At 70.5% G+C, this 16,177-nt stretch carries 17 protein-coding genes; 8 read left to right on the forward strand and 9 right to left on the reverse strand.

The genetic code is table 11. The annotated features are described in order from the left end of the window. Positions 1–933 carry a phytoene synthase gene (locus tag EVJ50_RS12215; protein ID WP_150885019.1) on the forward strand — a complete coding sequence of 311 codons (933 nt, stop codon included), beginning with the start codon at positions 1–3 and terminating at the stop codon, positions 931–933. Positions 934–1,017: 84 nt separating this feature from the next. On the opposite strand, the gene EVJ50_RS12220 is transcribed toward EVJ50_RS12215, so the two are convergent. Together EVJ50_RS12220 and EVJ50_RS12225 are read right to left on the reverse strand one after the other, a co-directional pair. Next, positions 1,018–1,437 carry an RNA-binding protein gene (locus EVJ50_RS12220; RefSeq protein WP_150884303.1) on the reverse strand — a complete coding sequence of 140 codons (420 nt, stop codon included), beginning with the start codon at positions 1,435–1,437 and terminating at the stop codon, positions 1,018–1,020. A gap of 180 nt (positions 1,438–1,617) precedes the next feature. Next, complete coding sequence (locus tag EVJ50_RS12225; RefSeq protein WP_225322930.1) at positions 1,618–2,877, reverse strand: CCA tRNA nucleotidyltransferase; 1,260 nt, start codon at positions 2,875–2,877, stop codon at positions 1,618–1,620. 12 nt (positions 2,878–2,889) lie between these two features. Between EVJ50_RS12225 and EVJ50_RS12230 the strand changes: the two genes are divergently transcribed. The 3 genes from EVJ50_RS12230 to EVJ50_RS12240 are packed head-to-tail and all read left to right on the forward strand — an operon-like array spanning position 2,890 to position 4,372. Next, positions 2,890–3,141 (forward strand): Ycf34 family protein, encoded by a 252-nt coding sequence (locus tag EVJ50_RS12230; RefSeq protein WP_150884304.1) that lies wholly within the window; start codon positions 2,890–2,892, stop codon positions 3,139–3,141. Continuing rightward, positions 3,138–3,800, forward strand: a complete 663-nt coding sequence (gene tsaB, locus EVJ50_RS12235; RefSeq protein WP_150884305.1) for a tRNA (adenosine(37)-N6)-threonylcarbamoyltransferase complex dimerization subunit type 1 TsaB — start codon at positions 3,138–3,140, stop codon at positions 3,798–3,800. Before EVJ50_RS12230 ends, tsaB begins: the two co-directional genes overlap by 4 nt. Further along, the gene (locus EVJ50_RS12240) at positions 3,800–4,372 is read left to right on the forward strand and encodes a YdcF family protein (RefSeq protein WP_150884306.1); all 573 of its coding nucleotides are present in this window, start codon (positions 3,800–3,802) and stop codon (positions 4,370–4,372) included. Before tsaB ends, EVJ50_RS12240 begins: the two co-directional genes overlap by 1 nt. Here EVJ50_RS12240 and EVJ50_RS12245 read toward each other — a convergent pair. The 5 genes from EVJ50_RS12245 to rpaB are packed head-to-tail and all read right to left on the reverse strand — an operon-like array spanning position 4,338 to position 9,081. Further along, on the reverse strand, positions 4,338–5,003 hold the full coding sequence (locus EVJ50_RS12245; RefSeq protein ID WP_150884307.1) for a 1-acyl-sn-glycerol-3-phosphate acyltransferase: 666 nt from the start codon (positions 5,001–5,003) through the stop codon (positions 4,338–4,340). The genes EVJ50_RS12240 and EVJ50_RS12245 overlap by 35 nt on opposite strands. A gap of 9 nt (positions 5,004–5,012) precedes the next feature. Continuing rightward, positions 5,013–5,909, reverse strand: coding sequence for an ACP S-malonyltransferase (fabD, locus tag EVJ50_RS12250; protein WP_150884308.1), 897 nt, complete (start codon positions 5,907–5,909; stop codon positions 5,013–5,015). A 40-nt stretch (positions 5,910–5,949) separates the two neighbouring features. Beyond that, on the reverse strand, positions 5,950–6,993 hold the full coding sequence (locus EVJ50_RS12255) for a beta-ketoacyl-ACP synthase III (RefSeq protein WP_370455643.1): 1,044 nt from the start codon (positions 6,991–6,993) through the stop codon (positions 5,950–5,952). A gap of 59 nt (positions 6,994–7,052) precedes the next feature. Further along, on the reverse strand, positions 7,053–8,354 hold the full coding sequence (gene plsX, locus EVJ50_RS12260) for a phosphate acyltransferase PlsX (protein WP_150884309.1): 1,302 nt from the start codon (positions 8,352–8,354) through the stop codon (positions 7,053–7,055). Further along, on the reverse strand, positions 8,335–9,081 hold the full coding sequence (gene rpaB / locus EVJ50_RS12265; RefSeq protein ID WP_150884310.1) for a response regulator transcription factor RpaB: 747 nt from the start codon (positions 9,079–9,081) through the stop codon (positions 8,335–8,337). Before rpaB ends, plsX begins: the two co-directional genes overlap by 20 nt. 92 nt (positions 9,082–9,173) lie before the next feature. Between rpaB and radA the strand changes: the two genes are divergently transcribed. Then, positions 9,174–10,640: a DNA repair protein RadA gene (radA, locus tag EVJ50_RS12270; protein WP_150884311.1), complete on the forward strand. Its 1,467-nt coding sequence runs from the start codon at positions 9,174–9,176 to the stop codon at positions 10,638–10,640. Here the strand turns inward: radA and EVJ50_RS12275 are convergent. Further along, positions 10,631–11,152, reverse strand: a complete 522-nt coding sequence (locus EVJ50_RS12275) for a photosystem I assembly protein Ycf3 (protein WP_150885022.1) — start codon at positions 11,150–11,152, stop codon at positions 10,631–10,633. The genes radA and EVJ50_RS12275 overlap by 10 nt on opposite strands. 77 nt (positions 11,153–11,229) lie before the next feature. On the opposite strand from EVJ50_RS12275, the gene EVJ50_RS12280 reads away from it, so the two are divergent. The 3 genes from EVJ50_RS12280 to EVJ50_RS12290 are packed head-to-tail and all read left to right on the forward strand — an operon-like array spanning position 11,230 to position 15,381. Continuing rightward, the gene (locus EVJ50_RS12280; RefSeq protein ID WP_150884312.1) at positions 11,230–13,665 is read left to right on the forward strand and encodes a cation-translocating P-type ATPase; all 2,436 of its coding nucleotides are present in this window, start codon (positions 11,230–11,232) and stop codon (positions 13,663–13,665) included. Further along, on the forward strand, positions 13,665–14,363 hold the full coding sequence (gene tmk, locus EVJ50_RS12285; RefSeq protein WP_150885023.1) for a dTMP kinase: 699 nt from the start codon (positions 13,665–13,667) through the stop codon (positions 14,361–14,363). Before EVJ50_RS12280 ends, tmk begins: the two co-directional genes overlap by 1 nt. Further along, positions 14,347–15,381: a DNA polymerase III subunit delta' gene (locus tag EVJ50_RS12290; protein WP_370455502.1), complete on the forward strand. Its 1,035-nt coding sequence runs from the start codon at positions 14,347–14,349 to the stop codon at positions 15,379–15,381. The genes tmk and EVJ50_RS12290 overlap by 17 nt, the downstream gene beginning before the upstream one ends. Here the strand turns inward: EVJ50_RS12290 and EVJ50_RS12295 are convergent. Continuing rightward, positions 15,323–16,096, reverse strand: coding sequence for a response regulator transcription factor (locus EVJ50_RS12295; RefSeq protein ID WP_150884313.1), 774 nt, complete (start codon positions 16,094–16,096; stop codon positions 15,323–15,325). The two genes, EVJ50_RS12290 and EVJ50_RS12295, sit on opposite strands and share 59 nt — an antisense overlap. Positions 16,097–16,177: the final 81 nt, after the last annotated feature.

A 16,177-nucleotide genomic window follows, 5' to 3' on the forward strand; every position in this document is an offset into this window, starting at 1 on the left:
ATGGCCCTCTCGATCACCCGGCCTGTCCTCGGCTCTCTCCCCGACCTCGATGCGGCCTTCGAAGCCTGCCGGCGGGAGACTGAGCGGTGGGCCAAAACCTTCTACCTCGGCACCCTGCTGATGCCGCCGGCCAAGCGGCGCGCCATCTGGGCCATCTACGTCTGGTGCCGCCGGACCGACGAACTCATGGACAGTCCCGAGGCCGAAGCGCTGCCAGGCGACGCCCTGGCCCGGCGCCTGGATTCCTGGGAGGAGCACACGCGCGCCCTCTTCGGCGGCCAGGTGCGGACCGCACTCGATCTGGTGCTGGCTGACACGATCGAGCGCTTTTCTCAGCCGATCCAGCCCTACCTCGACATGATCGAGGGGCAGCGGATGGATCTCACCCAGCACCGCTATGCCACGTTCGACCAGCTCCAGCTCTATTGCTATCGGGTCGCCGGCACTGTCGGCCTGATGAGCCAGGAGGTGATGGGCGTCGATCCGGCCTACACCTCGGCGCCCTGGAGCGCCGCTCCTGACCCGAGCGAAGCCGCCGTGGCGCTCGGGATCGCCAATCAGCTCACCAACATCCTGCGGGATGTGGGAGAGGACCGTGCCCGGGGCCGCATCTATCTGCCCCAGGAGGATCTCGAACGGTTCGACTACAGCGAGGCGGATCTGATGGCCGGCTCGCTCAATGAACGCTGGACGGCGTTGATGCGCTTCCAGCTCCAGCGCGCCCGCGACTGGTTCGCTCGCTCGGAAGCAGGCGTGCGCTGGCTGTCCGCCGACGCCCGCTGGCCCGTCTGGGCATCCCTGCGGCTGTATCGGGGCATTCTCGATCGGATCGAGGCGCTGGATTACGACGTCTTCAACAAGCGCGCCTACGTTCCCAGAGCCAGAAAACTGCTGGATCTGCCCTTCTCATACCTGGTCAGTCAGATGCGTTGACCCGGCTTCCTGCAACCATGGACAGAACGGCTGCAGGAGGGAGGCGACACCGTGGACGCCTCCTGATGCAGTGCAGGCCCTGGATCAGACGGCGGCCTTCTGACCGTCGAGCAGCTGCTTGAGCTTGGCCAGCTCACCGGCCCAGCGGGGGTCCGGGGCCTCCTGATCGTTGGCGTCGCTGTGGACGACCTTCTGGACACTCGGGCGACGACCCGCCGAGGCGGACTGGGGGCGCCGCTGGCCGGCATCGCGACTGTCACGGCGCTCGGAGCGTTCGATCCGGAGGCTGTTGCCGCCGAACTCAACGCCGTTGAGCTGCTCGATGATGGCGTCGGCCACGGCCTCGTCGTTCACGGTCATGAAGCCGAAGCCGCGGGAGGCACCCGTGTCGCGGTCCATGACCGGCTTGAAGCGGAGGCCTTCGGCAACGCTGGCGAACAGGGCATCGAGGTCACTGGTCTCGAAGCTCTGCGGCAGGTTGCCGACGTACAGACGTGCGCTCATGGTGAGGGGTCAGGAAGAAAAGACATGTCTCCTGCGGGAGGTCGGTGAGTGGAACGGGAAGGACCTCACTTGGCTGCGTCCTCGCCCCTGAAACTCGGTTGATTCGACTGCGCTGCAGGTCAATCAGCTGGCCTGTAGCCGCTGATGCAACATGAAGTAAACCATAACGCTCCGGTGGGGTCACCCCGCGGCGGGTGTGCTCCCGCTCTGCCGGTCCAGAAAGCGTTGCGCTTCCAGCAGGGCCTCCGCCGGTTCGCGGATGCGGCCGAAGGCCCGTTCCAACGTGAGATGGTCCAGCACCTGGCCCAGGCGTGGTGAGGGTTCCAGGCCGAGGCTCGCCTGGAGGGAACGGCCGTCGAGCGGTGAGCCGGGGTGGAACAGGGGGTCGCCGGCGTCCCGCCAGCGCTCCATCCAGCGGCGCGCCATCGCTGTCGGGGCCAGCAGCAGCCAGGCGGGGAGATCCTGCTCCAGCTCGCGCTGCAGCCTCAGGCGCCGCTGGTCCTCCCAGCCGGCCAGGTCGGTTTCGAGCCCCGTGCTCCAGGCGTCAGCCTCCCGTGAGGGAAGCCACCGCTGCAGTGCCCGGCAGCGCTGCTGGAGCCGCCGCGAGGCCTTCAACCGGCTCAGCCCTTCCCCGCTCAGCATCAGAGCCAGCCGCGCCAGGGGCAGGGCTGAGGCGATCTCCACCGGCTGCAGACCGCGCTCGAGCGCCCCGGCTGCATCAAGCCGGCCGGCCATCGCGAGGGTGTGCCGCCGCTCCCAGGGCCGCAGCAGACCCGAACGGATCAGCAGGCCGATGCCGGAGGCGGGCAGGGGCGCGGCCACCAGGCGCTGCAGTTCCATCAGCACCCGCTCGGGTGCGGTGCGCCGCAGGTGGCAGGCGCCCATCCGGATCCAGCGCCAGGTGCGGGTCTCGATCGAAAAGCTCAGCTCAGCGGCAAGCCGGAGGCCGCGCAGCAGGCGGAGCGGGTCGTCCATCAGGTTCGCCTGGCTGACGGCCCGGAGTCGCTGGGCCTGCCCGTCCTGCAGTCCGTTGCAGGGGTCCACCACACTCAGCTGGGAAGGCGGCAGCCGCACGGCGATCGCATTGACGCTGTAATCGCGTCGACGCAGGTCATGCTCCAGGGAGGGCCCCTCCTGCCGGGCCATGTCGATCGTCCAGTCGCCCAGCACGAGCCGGGCCATGCTCCGGCTGGCGTCCAGCACCACGGCCGTGCCGCCCCAGTCCCGGGCCAGGCCGCGGCAGAGGGCCACCGCCTCCACCGGCACCACGACATCGAGATCGGGCCGCTCCAGGCGCCGCTCCAGCAGGGCGTCGCGAACGGCCCCGCCCACCAGGGCGCTGCCTGCCGGGAAGGCCTCGGGCGGTACCGGCCACTGGCCGGGCCTCAGACGACTCCAGAGTTCACGGGCCAGGGTGGTCGTCACAATGGAGCGCCCCACGATCGGGAGAGCATGTGCATCTGCGTGGACTGCACCTGGGTGGACCGTTGTCAGGCCTATCACGCGGTGGAGCGGCAGCACGGCGTGCCGCACCTCTGCGCGAGCCCTGACTTCCGGCCCGCCTCTCCCCGCATCCATGTGCAGGTGATCGATCTCTCCGCCGGTCAGGTGGGGATCGAATGGGATGTGCGCGGCTGCGGCAGCTACCGGCCGGAGTGGGGCCGCTGGCGTCGGCTGCGGCCTGGCCAGGCGGTTCCGGCATGACCCCCTCCGCTGCGGCGCCGGCACCGGATGGCCTGATCCTGGCGCTGCACAGCAGCAGCAGCAGCCTCGGCGTGGCCTGCGCAGAGGCCTGGCCGCCAGAGGGCGGGGAGCGGGTGCGCTGTTTCCCGCTGGGGCGAGCCCTGAGCACGTCCCTGCTGCACTGCGTGGAGGAGGTGCTGCCGGCCGGCCGCTGGCCGCGGCTGGTCCGGCTGGCGGTCGCCACCGGGCCCGGGGGATTCACGGGGACGCGGCTGACGGTTGTGATGGCGCGCACCCTGGCGCAGCAGCTCGGCTGCCCGCTCAATGGCATCAGCAGCTTCCTCCTGATGGCCCACCGCCTCATCGCCGAGGGCCGCTCCGGCCCCGGACCGTTCTGGATCCGGCAGGAGCTGCCCCGCCGCGGCTTCGTGGTGGGACGGTACGGCTGTCCTGATGGGGGCGAGGATCCCGTGGAACTATCGGTGCCACATCTGGTTCCCCTGGAGCAGGAGGCCGGTTGGCGGGACCATGGCGAGCCGGTCCACCCCTTCCTGGATGCGGTGCCCCGTGATGTGACGTGCCTGCTGCAACGGGCACGCCGGGCGCATCAGGGCGGGCAGCCGGCTGCCTGGGGCCCTGTGCTGCCGATCTACCCCACCAGCCCTGTCGGCGGCCTCTGATGCCGCTGGTCCGGCGGCTGCTGCTGGTCTCCCTGCTGTCTGTGGCCGGAGTCGGCGGGATCTGGTGGGTCCGCACCGGAGGGTTCGCGCCGGCACCGGCGCAGCTGATCCTGGTGCTGGGTGGGGACATCGCCCGGGAGGAGCATGCCGCCCGTCTGGCCCGGAACCACCGCCTGCCCGTGCTGGTGAGCGGCGGCAGCAACCCCGAATACGCCCGCTGGCTGTTCCGGCGCGCCGGCGTTCCCCACGATCAGCTGAAGCTCGACTATCGCGCCCGCGACACCCTGGGCAACTTCACCTCCGTCGTCGATGAGCTGCAGCGGGCCCGGGTGCGCCATGCCCTCCTGGTCACCAGCACGGATCACATGCCGAGAGCTCTGCTCGTGGGACGTCTCGTGGCCGGCAGCCGCGGCATCCGCCTGTCACCGGTTCCGGTGCCCTGTGACCCCGACTGTCAGCCGGAACGCCGGCTCAAGATCTGGGGAGACGGCCTGCGGGCCGCGATCTGGCTGCTGTCGGGCCGGGACCTCAAGGCCCTCAGTCCCCGCTCCCTGCATCAAGCATGGCGTTGATGCGCTCCCCGCAGAGCCGGGTCACCCGGTCGAGATCCCCGCGGGACCGGTTGGCCGGTGGCGGGATCGCCTCGCCGATGCGGATCTGGATCGGGACCCAGCGCGGCCAGCGTCGTCCCAGGCCCAGGGCTCGGTGGCTGTTCACGATCGCCACCGGCAGCAGGGGGGCTCCGGTGCGGGCCGCCAGGAGGGCGGCGCCGGGCTTGGGATCGTTCACCCGGCCATCGCTCTGGCGGGTGCCATCGAGAAACACACCCGTTGCCCAGCCGCGCTGCAGCCGCTCGCTTGCGGTGCGGATCGCTTCGCGGTCGCTGGCGCCCCGTCGCACCGGATAGGCCCCGCAGGCGCGGATGAGGCGGCCCAGCAGGGGAATGCGGAAGAGCTCCTCCTTCGCCATGAACGCCACGGGCCGGCCGAGGGCATGGCCCAGCAGAGGCGGATCCAGATCGGACCCATGGTTGGCCACCACCACCAGGGGGCCCGTTGACGGCACACGCTCCACACCGATCGTGCAGCCCCGGAACAGCAGGCGGTAGACGGGGAAGACGAGCAGACCACTGATCATCCGGTAGGTCAGGCTCGGCTTCGGTGTGAGCAGGAGAGGCCCGCCCGGTTCGCTGGCTGCTGGCATCCGCCCGGTTCAGAGGCCCAGATCGCTGTGTCCGGAGATCTGGGAGAGGGTCACATCCTCCATGCTCCGCTTGACCAGGCCGCTCAGCACCTTGCCGGGCCCCACCTCCACCACGGTGGAGATGCCGGCCTGCTCCATCGCCTGCATGGTTTCCCGCCAGCGCACACCGCAGCACATCTGCTGCCTCAGGCGCTCGCGCAGCACGGCGGCATCGCTGCTCGGTGTGGGGTCGCTGTTGCTGATGACCGGGAACCGGGCGGGACGGAACTCCAGGCTGTCCAGCAGCTCGCTCAGCGCGGCCGCCGGGGTCGCCATCCGGGGGGAGTGGAATGCACCGGAGACCGGAAGCGTGACGTTCCGGCGCGGGCTGAGGGCCTCGCAGAGCGCCTCCAGGCCCGCTCTGGAACCGGAGAGCACCACCTGGGCCGCGCTGTTGTCGTTGGCGATCACCACATCTTCCTGCTGGGCCACCAACTGCTCCAGCCGCTCCCGCTCGAAGCCCATCACCGCACACATGCCGCCCTCGCCGGCGGCGGCCATCAGCTCGCTGCGACGGTGCACCAGCTGCAGTGAGCTCTCCAGGTCGAGCACACCCGCCGCGTAGAGCGCCACCAGTTCCCCCAGGCTGTGGCCCGCCACCAGCGCCGGCTGGCGACCCTGCTCCAGCAGGGCATCCACCAGGAGGCTCTCGACGGTGAACAGGGCCGGCTGGGTGTTGCGCGTGTCGTTGAGATCGGAGGGAGAGGTCTCCGACGCGGCCTCGCCGCTGCAGATCGCCAGCAGATCGCGGCCCAGCAGTTCGGAGACCCGGCTGAAGCGCTCCCTGGCGTCGCGGCAGGCGAGCACTCCATCAGCCATGCCGGGATGCTGGGAACCCTGTCCCGGAAACACCCAGGCGACGGCCATGACAGCTGATGCGGCGAGGCTGGAGCGTACGCCTCGGCGGTCAGGCGGGCACGTTCCCGGGACCCTGCCAGCGCATCAGAGCGGCGCCCCAGCTGAGCCCCGCTCCGAAGCCGGCGCTGGCGATCAGGTGGCCGGAGCGGATCCGGCCATCCCGCACCGCCTCGTCGAGCATGAGGGGAATCGTGGCCGCTGAGGTGTTGCCGTACTCGGCCAGATTGCTCAGGGCACGATCCGTGGGGATGCCCAGCCGTTCGGCCACGGCGTCGAGGATGCGCTGGTTGGCCTGATGAAGCACCAGCCAGTCCACGGACGCCGCATCCGTGCCCGTCTCCTCGAGCAGCTCCCTGAGCAGCGCGGGCACATCCCGCACCGCGAACTTGTAGACCTCCTGGCCGTTCATGTGAATCGGGCTGAACCCGCCCGGCTGCCAGCGTGCCCCTGCCACCAGCGGCTCGTCCCCGCTCTGACGCGGCAGCTGCAGCACGGCACCGCGCCGGCCGTCGGATCGCATCCGGAATCCGCACAGCCCGTCCTGCTCCGGCTCGCAGGCCTCGATGGCGATCGCCGCCGCGCCGTCGCCGAAGAGCACGCAGGTGCGCCGGTCATCCCAGTCCACCCAGCTGCTGAGCTGATCGGCTCCCACCACCAGCGCCCGGCGCATGGCACCGCTGCGCAGGTACTGGGCCGCGGTCACCAGGGCGAAGAGGAAGCCGCTGCAGGCGGCGGTGAGGTCGAAGGCCACGGCCCGGTCGGCACCGATTCCCGCCTGGACGGCCGGAGCCATTCCGAAGAGATCATCGGGGCTGGAGGTGGCCACCAGCACCAGGTCGAGACTGTCCGCCGACCAGCCGGCATGCGCGATCGCGGCGCGACCGGCGGCGGCGGCCAGTCCCTGGAGCGGTTCGCCGGCCCCCAGCACCCGGCGGCGCCGGATGCCCGTGCGGCTGCGGATCCACTCGTCCGAGGTGTCGACCCGTCCGCTGAGCTGGTCATTGCTCAGGCTCTGGGATGGCAGGGCGCTGCCGCAGCCTCGCAGCGCAACACCGGCGAGCGGGAGCCCCGACTTGATGGCGCCAAGGCTCACGTGCACCAGCCTCGATCACGGGGGCTCAGTCAATCACAGGTGCGTCTCCGGGGCGGCAGCTAGCCGACCGGAGCCATGGCGCCGCCGGCTTCGTGGGTCGGGTTCAGCCGGGCCAGATCGCCCATCACATCGTGGCTGGCGGCGGTGTGGGCCAGGCGCAGAGCGCTCACCACGGAGAGCGCCCGGCTGCTGCCGTGGCCGATGACGCAGATCCCGTTCACGCCCAGCAGCAGCGCCCCGCCGTGCTCGGCATGGTCAAGCCGCTTCTTGATCCGAACCAGATTGCTGCGCAGAAACGCGGATCCCACCTTGCCCCGGCGTCCGCGGGGCAGCTCGGCCCGGAGAACGCCGAGCAGAACGGTCCCGACCGATTCGAGGAACTTGAGCAGGACGTTGCCGGTGAAGCCATCGCAGACCACCACATCGAACGCACCCGAGAGCACGTCGCGGCCCTCGCAGTTGCCCGCGAAGTGAAAGCGATCGTCGGCCGCCAGGAGCGGGTGGGTCTTCAGGGCCAGGTCGTTGCCCTTGCAGGTCTCCTCGCCGATGTTGAGCAGGCCGACCCGCGGCCGATCCACCTCCAGCACATCGCGGCTGTAGATGTTGCCGAGCAGGGCGAACTGATGCAGCCAGGCGGGTTTGCAGTCGGTGTTCGCCCCGACGTCGAGCACCAGCACCTGCCGTCCCTGGTCCTTGGTCGGGAAGAGCGCTCCGATGGCGGGCCGCTCGATGCCGGGCAGTCGGCCCAGGCGGAAGATCGCGGAGGCCATCACGGCGCCCGAGTTCCCGGCCGAGTACACCGCCTTCGCCTCGCCTCGCTTGACCAGGTCCATGGCCATGTTGATGCTGGCGGAGCGCTTGCGCCGCACCGCGGTGGGCTCCTCGTGCATGCCGACGGACGGGCCGCTGTCCACCAGCTCCAGCAGTCCCTCCCGTTGGGCGTCCTCGAGGCCGTCGGCCAGATCGAGCTCGCGCACGGCCCGCTGCAGCACCTCCGGTTCCGCGAGGAAGCGGATGCGCAGCGGCAGCCGCTTCACGGCCAGCAGGCAGCCTTCGAGGATCGGGCCCGGGGCGTGGTCCCCGCCCATGCCGTCCACCGCCACCCAGACGCGCTCCGCCGGATCGATTGCGGCCGCGTCGTCCACCCCCTCCCCCTGAAGCCGGCGCAGGGGATCGAGCACGAGAGGCTGCAGCACCGAACCCGCCATGGACCCCGCAGCCGTGGCCGAGCTGGTGGCCGTCCCGACCAGGCTGGTGACGGCCGCATTGCGGCGATACCAGATCACCAGACGCCGGATGGCCCGGCTGGAGCGGGGCCGCCGGAGCGAGCCGGCTCTGGCGTCAGGATCCTTCGGAGGCAACGGCGTCGACGATGCGTTGGAACAGGTAACCGGTGCCGCGAGCCGTGAGGATCAGCTCCGGATTGGCCGGATCGTCCTCCAGTTTGGACCGGAGCCTGGAGATGTGAACGTCCACCACCCGGGTGTCGACGTGGCGCTCGGGTGTGTAGCCCCAGACCTCCTTGAGAATCTCGCTGCGGCTGAACGGCTCACCCGAGCGGCTGACCAGGAGCTCCAGCAGCGAGAACTCCATGCCGGTGAGGCGGATGCGGTCATCACCGCGGAACACCTGGCGTTTGTTGGTGTCGATGCGCAGATCAGCCACCTGGATCACACCCGAGTTGGGGATGCCGGCGGGGGTGTCCTTGTCGACCCGACGCAGCACGCAGCGGATGCGGGCCTCCAGCTCCTTCGGGCTGAAGGGCTTGACGACGTAGTCATCGGCGCCGAGCTCCAGACCCGTGATGCGATCGGCCACATCGCCCAGGGCGGTGAGCATCACGATCGGGACGTCGGACTCCTTGCGGAGCTCCTGGCAGACGCCGTAGCCATCGAGCTTCGGCATCATCACGTCCAGCACCACCAGGTCGGGTGGAGCGCGATGGAACGCCTCCAGCGCCTCCTCACCGTCACTGGCGGTCACCACCTGGTAGCCGATCATCGAGAGCCGCGTCTCCAGGATCCGGCGGATGCTGGCCTCGTCATCGACGACCAGGATCGATTCTTTCGCGGGGGCGGAAGCCGTCATCACCAACGGTGGCGAGTGCTACGAAGCCCGACCATCGAAAAGGCCGGAGGGGCCATTGGTTCACCGAAAGCCACCATTCTTTATAAATCTGCGTGCCGCGTCCTGTCACCGTCTACAGCTGCAGGGAATGCGGCGCCCAGGCCCGTCAGTTCTTCGGCCGCTGTCCCTCCTGCGGGGCGTGGAACAGCCTGGTGGAGGAGCGGTCGGGACCGCGCGGGCAGCCCGCTGCGAGCGGGCCTGCGGCTGAGCCCCGTCCCCGCCACTCCGAGGCGATCAACCTGGTGGCGGGTCCGCCGCTCTCGAGGCTGAGCAGCGGCAGCAGTGAGTTCGACCGGGTTCTCGGCGGCGGTGTCGTGCCGGGATCCCTGGTGCTCGTCGGGGGGGATCCCGGCATCGGCAAGTCGACCCTGCTGCTTCAGAGCGCCACGGCCATGGCCGCCGGCCATCCGGTGCTCTATGTGAGCGCCGAGGAGTCGGCCCAGCAGGTGCGCCTGCGCTGGCGCCGCCTGATGGAGCGTCCAGCCGACGAGCGCCCCGCAGGTGATGGCGGCCCGGATCCGGACGCGGCCGGCGACCGGCTGCGCCTGCTGGCGGAGACCGATCTCGACCGCGTGCTCGAGGAGCTTCAGAGCCTCCGACCCTCCGTGGCGATCATCGACAGCATCCAGGCCCTGTGCGACGAAGCTCTGAGCAGTGCCCCGGGCTCGGTGGCCCAGGTGCGGGAGTGCGCCTCGGCCCTGCAGCGCCTGGCCAAGCGTCAGGGCACGGCGCTCCTGCTGGTGGGTCACGTCACCAAGGACGGTGTTCTGGCGGGGCCCAAGGTGCTGGAGCACCTGGTGGATGCCGTGCTGACCTTCGAGGGCGATCGGTTCGCCAGCCACCGCCTGCTGCGGGCGGTCAAGAACCGCTACGGCGCCACCCATGAGCTGGGTGTGTTCGAGATGCGCTCCGGTGGTCTTGAGGAGGTGAGCAACCCCAGCGAGCTCTTCCTCAGCGACGACAGCGCCGCCTGTGGGGTGGCGACGATCGTGGCCTGCGAGGGCACGCGGCCGCTGGTGGTGGAGCTGCAGGCGCTGGTCAACACCACGGCCTATGCCAGCCCCCGCCGAACCGCCACCGGCATCGGCACCAATCGGCTCCACCAGATCCTGGCCGTGCTGGAGCGCCATCTCGGCCTGCCCCTCTCGCGCTACGACTGCTATCTGGCGGTGGCCGCCGGCCTGGCGGTGGAGGAACCCGCCTCCGATCTGGGTGTGGCCGCGGCGGTTCTGGCCAGCTGCAGGACGTTCACCCTGCCGGCTGGAACGGTGCTGATCGGCGAGCTGGGCCTGGGCGGCCAGATCCGGCCGGTCAGCCAGCTCGAACTCAGGCTCCAGGAGGCCGCACGGCTCGGTTTCCGCCGGGCGATCATCCCCCGCGCCGGCACCGCCACGGCCATCTCATCCGTCGACGGCCTCGCCTGCCTGCCGGTGCGCACCCTGGCGGAGGCGATGGTGGCGGCGCTGGAGGTCGAGGCTTCGGATCTGGCCCCTGCCCCGGCGGACTGGGATCAGAAGTAGACGTCCACGTTGCTGCGGCCGCTCGCCTTGAGCCAGTTCTCGATGTCGAGGTAGCCGCCGGGGTTCTGCCGCACCGCCCGGGTCCAGACCTGGGCGGCCTGATCGAACCAGCGATCGGCTTCGTCCCGCTCGCCGCTCTCCTCGGCCAGCCGGCCCCACTTCTCGTAGATCAGCCCCATGTTCTTCAGGCAGGAGGGCTGATTCGGGTTCTCCTCCAGAGCCCGCGCGTAGGTGTCGAGCGCCCGCTGCTCCTCGCCGTTGCTCATGTAGATGATCGCCATGTTCTTGAGGGTCTCGCCCCGGTCGATCGGATTGGCCTCGAGCCTCAGGCTCTCCTCATAGTTCTCCAGCGCTTCGGCGTAGTCGCCGTCGTTCTGGGCCGAGAGACCATCGCGGTAGTACACGTAGGCCTCCTTGGCCTTGGCATCGATCGGCAGCAGCTTGACGATCAGGTCCGCCATCACCGTGAAGCTCTTGTCGATGAAGTTGTCGTTGCGTTGGCTGCGCGGCACCGTCGGGTCCTGCTCGGAAGTCTTGCGGTCCATCCTGCCGAGGTGCGCCCGACTTGGGCGCACCTAGCCTTGCCGCCATGACCCCACCATCCGCGCCCCCTGCGACGGCGAGCGACGGTCCAGCCGCTCACGCCGGGGCCCCCCGTCCGGTGCAGCCGCTGCTGCTCGACATCGATGGTCTGAAGTGCGCCGGCTGCGTGCGGGCCGCGGAACGGACCCTGCTGCAGCAGCCCGGGGTGCGTGAGGCGAGCGTGAACCTGCTCACCCGCACGGCCTGGGTGGGGCTGGAGCCGGCAGCCGATGGGCAGGACCCCGCTCCACCTCCCTCCGACCACGTGCAGGGCCTGCTGGATGCTCTGGCCGGCCTCGGCTTCCGCGCCAGCGCCCGCAGCGAAGCCGATGGCCAGGCTCCCGCCCACGCCTCCGCTTCGCCCCCCGGCTGGTGGAGCAGCTGGCGGCAGCTGGTGGTGGCCCTGGTGCTGCTGCTTCTCTCCGGCGCCGGTCATCTGAGTCCTGCCGGTCCTCTGGGGTCGCTGAGCTTCCACGCGCTGCTGGCCACAGTCGCTCTGGCCGGCCCCGGCCGCCCGATCCTGGTTCGTGGGGTCAGGGCGGCCCTGGCGGGCATGCCCAGCATGGACACCCTGGTGGGGCTGGGGGTCGGCAGTGCCTATCTCGCCAGCGTGGTGGCCTGGATCTGGCCCGCGGTGGGCTGGCAGTGCTTCTTCAACGAGCCGGTGATGCTGCTGGGCTTCGTGCTGCTGGGCCGCTTCCTCGAGGACCGGGCCCGCCGCCGCACCGGTTCGGCGCTCGAGCAGCTGGCCCGCCTGCAGCCCGACACCGCCCGCCTGCTGATGGCCGATGGCAGCGTGCGCAGCGTCCGTCCCGGAGGCCTCCGGCCCGGGGATCGCATCCAGCTGCTGGCCGGCGACCGGATTCCGGTGGATGGCGTGGTTCTGGAGGGCACGTCCTCCATCGACATGTCCAGCCTCACCGGCGAGCCGATGCCCGTGGAGGTGGCCGTCGCGGCTCCCCTGTCGGCCGGATGCCTGAATCTGAGCGGCACCCTGGTGCTGGCTGTGGAGCGCACCGGTTCGGCCACCGCCATGGCCCGGATCATCCGCATGGTGGAGGAAGCCCAGGCCCGCAAGGCCCCCATCCAGGGCCTGGCGGATCGGGTCTCGGGGCGCTTCTGCGTGGTGGTGCTGGCCCTGGCCCTGGCCACATTCCTGTTCTGGTGGCAGCTCGGCAGTCGCTGGTGGCCGCAGGTGCTGCAGATGGCACCGTCCGCTCACGCCCACGGCGGCCATGTCCCCCTGGGCGCTGCGGCCGACACCCCGATCGCCCTGGCGCTGCAGCTGGCGATCGCCGTGCTCGTGGTGGCCTGCCCCTGCGCGCTCGGACTCGCCACCCCCACCGTGATCACCGTGGCCTCCGGCCTGGCGGCGCGGCGGGGCTGGCTGTTCCGCGGCGGCGATGTGATCGAGGCCACCGCAACGGTGGACCGGGTGCTCTTTGACAAGACCGGCACCCTCACCCGGGGCCGGCCGCTGGTGAGCGCGCTGGCCACCGCCGGGTCCCTGGTCCCCGGCTCCGACGCCGCGACCATCGCGCGTGAGGAGCGGCACCTGCTCGGGCTTGCCGCCAGCCTCGAGCAGCAGAGCCGCCATCCCCTCGCCCACGCCCTGATTCAGGAGGCGCGCAGCCGTGATCTGTCGCTGGAGGCTCCGAGCGAGGTGCAGACCATCGCCGGGTGCGGGGTGATCGGCCGGCTCCCCTCCCAGCCCTCGCTTCCGATCCGGGTGGGCCGGCTCGACTGGCTGCAGGAGCAGGGCGTGCCGGTGGACCCGGCCTGGCGCGCCTCACTTGATCTCTGGGACCAGCGGGGTGTAAGCACCCTGGCCGTGTCCGCCGGCCCCAGCCTGATCGGGCTGATCGCTGTCGAGGACACCCTGCGGCCGGATGCGCCGGAGACCGTGGCCAGCCTGCGGCGCATGGGGCTGGCCTCCGGTGTCCTCAGCGGCGACCGGCAGGCTTCGGTGGAACGGCTGGGGGCGGCCATCGGCCTGGACCCCGACCAACTGGCCTGGGAGCTCCGCCCCGAGGACAAGCTCACGGCCATCGAGCGGTTTCAGCAGCGGCAGACCGTTGCGATGGTCGGCGACGGCATCAATGACGCCCCCGCCCTGGCCCGGGCACAGGTGGGGATCGCGGTCGGCACCGGCACCCAGATCGCCCAGGACAGCTCCGATGTGGTGGTGTTGGGGGACCGGCTGGCCGATCTGCCCGAACTGATCGGCCTGGCGCGCCGCGCGATGGGGCGGATCCGCCAGAACCTGTGGTGGGCCTTCGGCTACAACCTGATCGCCATCCCCCTGGCGGCCGGTGTGCTGTTGCCCGGGGCCGGTGTGCTGCTCTCGCCCCCGCTGGCGGCCCTGCTGATGGCCTTCAGCTCGATCACCGTGGTGCTCAATGCCCTCAGCCTCGCGGCTCCGCCGCAGAGGCGCGCAGTGTGATCGACTCTGCCGGCGACCCGCCCAGCACCCGTCGCGGCTGCTTTCTGGTGGTCGAGGGTGTGGACGGGGCCGGCAAGACCACCCAGATCGACGCACTGAACCGCTGGCTGCCGGGCAGCGGTCTGATGCCAGCGGGAGCCCGCCTGGTGCTCACCCGCGAACCGGGCGGTACCGCGCTGGGTGTGCGGCTGCGGGAGCTGCTCCTGCACCCCCCGGCCGATCAGGCCCCCGCCCCGTCCACTGAGCTGCTGCTCTACGCCGCCGATCGCGCCCAGCACGTGAACGGTCTGATCCGGCCGGCCCTCGAGCGCGGCGACTGGGTGCTGTGCGATCGCTACACCGGCTCCACACTGGCCTATCAGGGCTGGGGACGGGGTCTGGCGATCGATCACATCCGCCAGCTCCAGGCGATCGCCACCGAGGGGCTCGGGGCCGATGTGACCCTCTGGCTGGATCTGCCGCTGGAGGCGGCTCTGGAGCGGCGCGGCCGCAGGTCCGGTGAGCCCGATCGCATGGAGGCCAGCGGCCGGGCCTTTCTGGCGCGGGTCTGCGAGGGCTTCGAGGCCCTGAGCCGTGAACATCGCTGGCAGCGTCTCGATGCCGGCGCATCCCCCGACCGGGTTCAGGAGGCGGCCAGGGCCGTCCTGCGCCGCGTGCTGGCCCCGGCATCCCCAGCCGCTGATGAGCCTGTTCCGTGACCTGCTCGGCCAGCCTCTGGCCGTCTCCCTGCTCACCTCCGCCCTCCGCAGCGGACGGCTGGCCCCGGCCTACCTCTTCCAGGGGCCGGAGGGCGTGGGGCGCACGCTCGCGGCGGAGCGATTCCTGGAAGGCATCGTCACCGGCGGGCAGGAGGACCCCCGCGTCCGCCGCCGCCTGCGGGCCCGCAACCATCCCGACCTGCTCTGGGTCGAACCCACCTACCAGGTTCAGGGACGGCTGATCCCGCGCTCCCGGGCCCTCGAGGAGGGTGTGAGCCGCAGGGCCGAGCCCCAGGTCCGCCTGGAGCAGGTGCGGCAGATCACTGCAGCGGTGGCCCGGCCGCCGCTGGAGGCTGCACGCTCGCTGGTGGTGCTCGAGGGGGCCGAGGCGATGGCGGAGGCGGCGGCCAATGCGCTGCTCAAGACGCTGGAGGAGCCCGGCTCGGCCTGTCTTCTGCTGATCTGCGCGGCGCCGGATCAGCTGCTCAGCACGATCCGCTCCCGCTGCCAGGCGATTCCCTTCCGGCCGCTGGACCGGGCCAGCTTCCAGGCGGTGCTGGATCGCCTGCCGATGCCCGATGGTGACCCTGCTTCAGACCAGGCGAGCGGGGAGGATGCCGACCTCCACCGGGATCTGCTGGAGCGGATGGCGGCCGGTTCCCCCGGGGCCCTGCTCGCCCACCGGCAGCACTGGCATGAGCTGCCCCCCGAGCTGGTGACGGGGCTCTGCGCTCTCGGCGCCAGCCGGAGCGATGCCCTGAGGCTGGCGGCGGCGGTGAGCGATGCCCTGGATGTGGAGTCCCAGCTCTGGCTGGTGGAGTGGTGGCGCTGGTGGCTCTGGACGCGCCAGGCCGATCCGGCCGTGCAGCTCCGCCTGCAGCGGCTGCAGCGTCACCTGAGGGCCTACGTGCAGCCCCGGCTGGCCTGGGAGGTGGCAGCGCTCGAGGTGGCCGCCCTGATCAGGCGCTGGCCTTCGTGTTCTCCAGGCGCTGCCGCTGCACCGCCTCGGCCTGTCTGATCAGGGCCTCTCCCGTGGGGAGCTCGAGGCAGTAGCCGGCGCCGTAGACGGTCTTGATGAAGCGGGGCTTGCGCGGTTCGGGCTCCAGCTTCGTGCGCAGATGCCGCACATGAACCCGGATCGTCTCGATGTCGTCGTCCGGCTCGTAGCCCCACACCTCCTTCAGGATCAGGGAGGGGGCCACCGTCTGACCATGGCGCTGCAGCAGGCAGTGCAGCAGCTCGAATTCCAGGTGGGTGAGACGCACCGGGGCGTCGAACCAGATGGCCTCGAACCGCTCGGGTACCAGCGTCAGAGGCCCGTAGCTGAGGATCTCGCTGTGGCTGGCGGCCAGGGGGGCGTGTTCGCTGCGGCGCAGCAGCGCCTTGATCCGCACATGCAGCTCCTCGAGATCAAAGGGCTTGGTCAGATAGTCGTCCGCACCGGAATTGAAGCCGCTCACCTTGTCCTTCGTTCCCCCGAGGGCGGTCAGCATCAGGATCGGAATCCGTGATGTGCGTTCGTCGCGCCGCAGCCGCTGACACAGGGTGAGCCCGTCGACCTTGGGCAGCATGAGGTCGAGCAGGATCAGATCCGGGGTGAACTGCAGCGCCAGGGCCTGCCCCTTGATGCCGTCATCGGCCTTCTGCACGTCGAAACCGCTGTGCTGCAGATGGCCCGAGACCAGCTCCAGCATGTCCTTGTCGTCTTCGATCAGCAGAATCGAGGGCTTCATGGCTGATGCCCCTGGCCGGGGGGTCTGGCAAACCCCTTCATTCTCTTCGCTTCAGCCCGATCCTGCAGCGACCTGAAACGT

Origin of the sequence: Synechococcus sp. RSCCF101, assembly GCF_008807075.1 — a bacterium.
Classification (GTDB): Bacteria; Cyanobacteriota; Cyanobacteriia; order PCC-6307; family Cyanobiaceae; genus RSCCF101.

Coding starts and splice junctions, on each gene's coding strand:
- EVJ50_RS12215 (WP_150885019.1), top strand. CDS start 1: ATGGCCCTCTCGATCACCCGGCCTGTCCTCGGCTCTCTCCCCGACCTC.
- EVJ50_RS12220 (WP_150884303.1), bottom strand. CDS start 1,437: ATGAGCGCACGTCTGTACGTCGGCAACCTGCCGCAGAGCTTCGAGACC.
- EVJ50_RS12230 (WP_150884304.1), top strand. CDS start 2,890: ATGTGCATCTGCGTGGACTGCACCTGGGTGGACCGTTGTCAGGCCTAT.
- tsaB (WP_150884305.1), top strand. CDS start 3,138: ATGACCCCCTCCGCTGCGGCGCCGGCACCGGATGGCCTGATCCTGGCG.
- EVJ50_RS12240 (WP_150884306.1), top strand. CDS start 3,800: ATGCCGCTGGTCCGGCGGCTGCTGCTGGTCTCCCTGCTGTCTGTGGCC.
- EVJ50_RS12245 (WP_150884307.1), bottom strand. CDS start 5,003: ATGCCAGCAGCCAGCGAACCGGGCGGGCCTCTCCTGCTCACACCGAAG.
- fabD (WP_150884308.1), bottom strand. CDS start 5,909: ATGGCCGTCGCCTGGGTGTTTCCGGGACAGGGTTCCCAGCATCCCGGC.
- rpaB (WP_150884310.1), bottom strand. CDS start 9,081: ATGACGGCTTCCGCCCCCGCGAAAGAATCGATCCTGGTCGTCGATGAC.
- EVJ50_RS12280 (WP_150884312.1), top strand. CDS start 11,230: ATGACCCCACCATCCGCGCCCCCTGCGACGGCGAGCGACGGTCCAGCC.
- EVJ50_RS12290 (WP_370455502.1), top strand. CDS start 14,347: ATGAGCCTGTTCCGTGACCTGCTCGGCCAGCCTCTGGCCGTCTCCCTG.
- EVJ50_RS12295 (WP_150884313.1), bottom strand. CDS start 16,096: ATGAAGCCCTCGATTCTGCTGATCGAAGACGACAAGGACATGCTGGAG.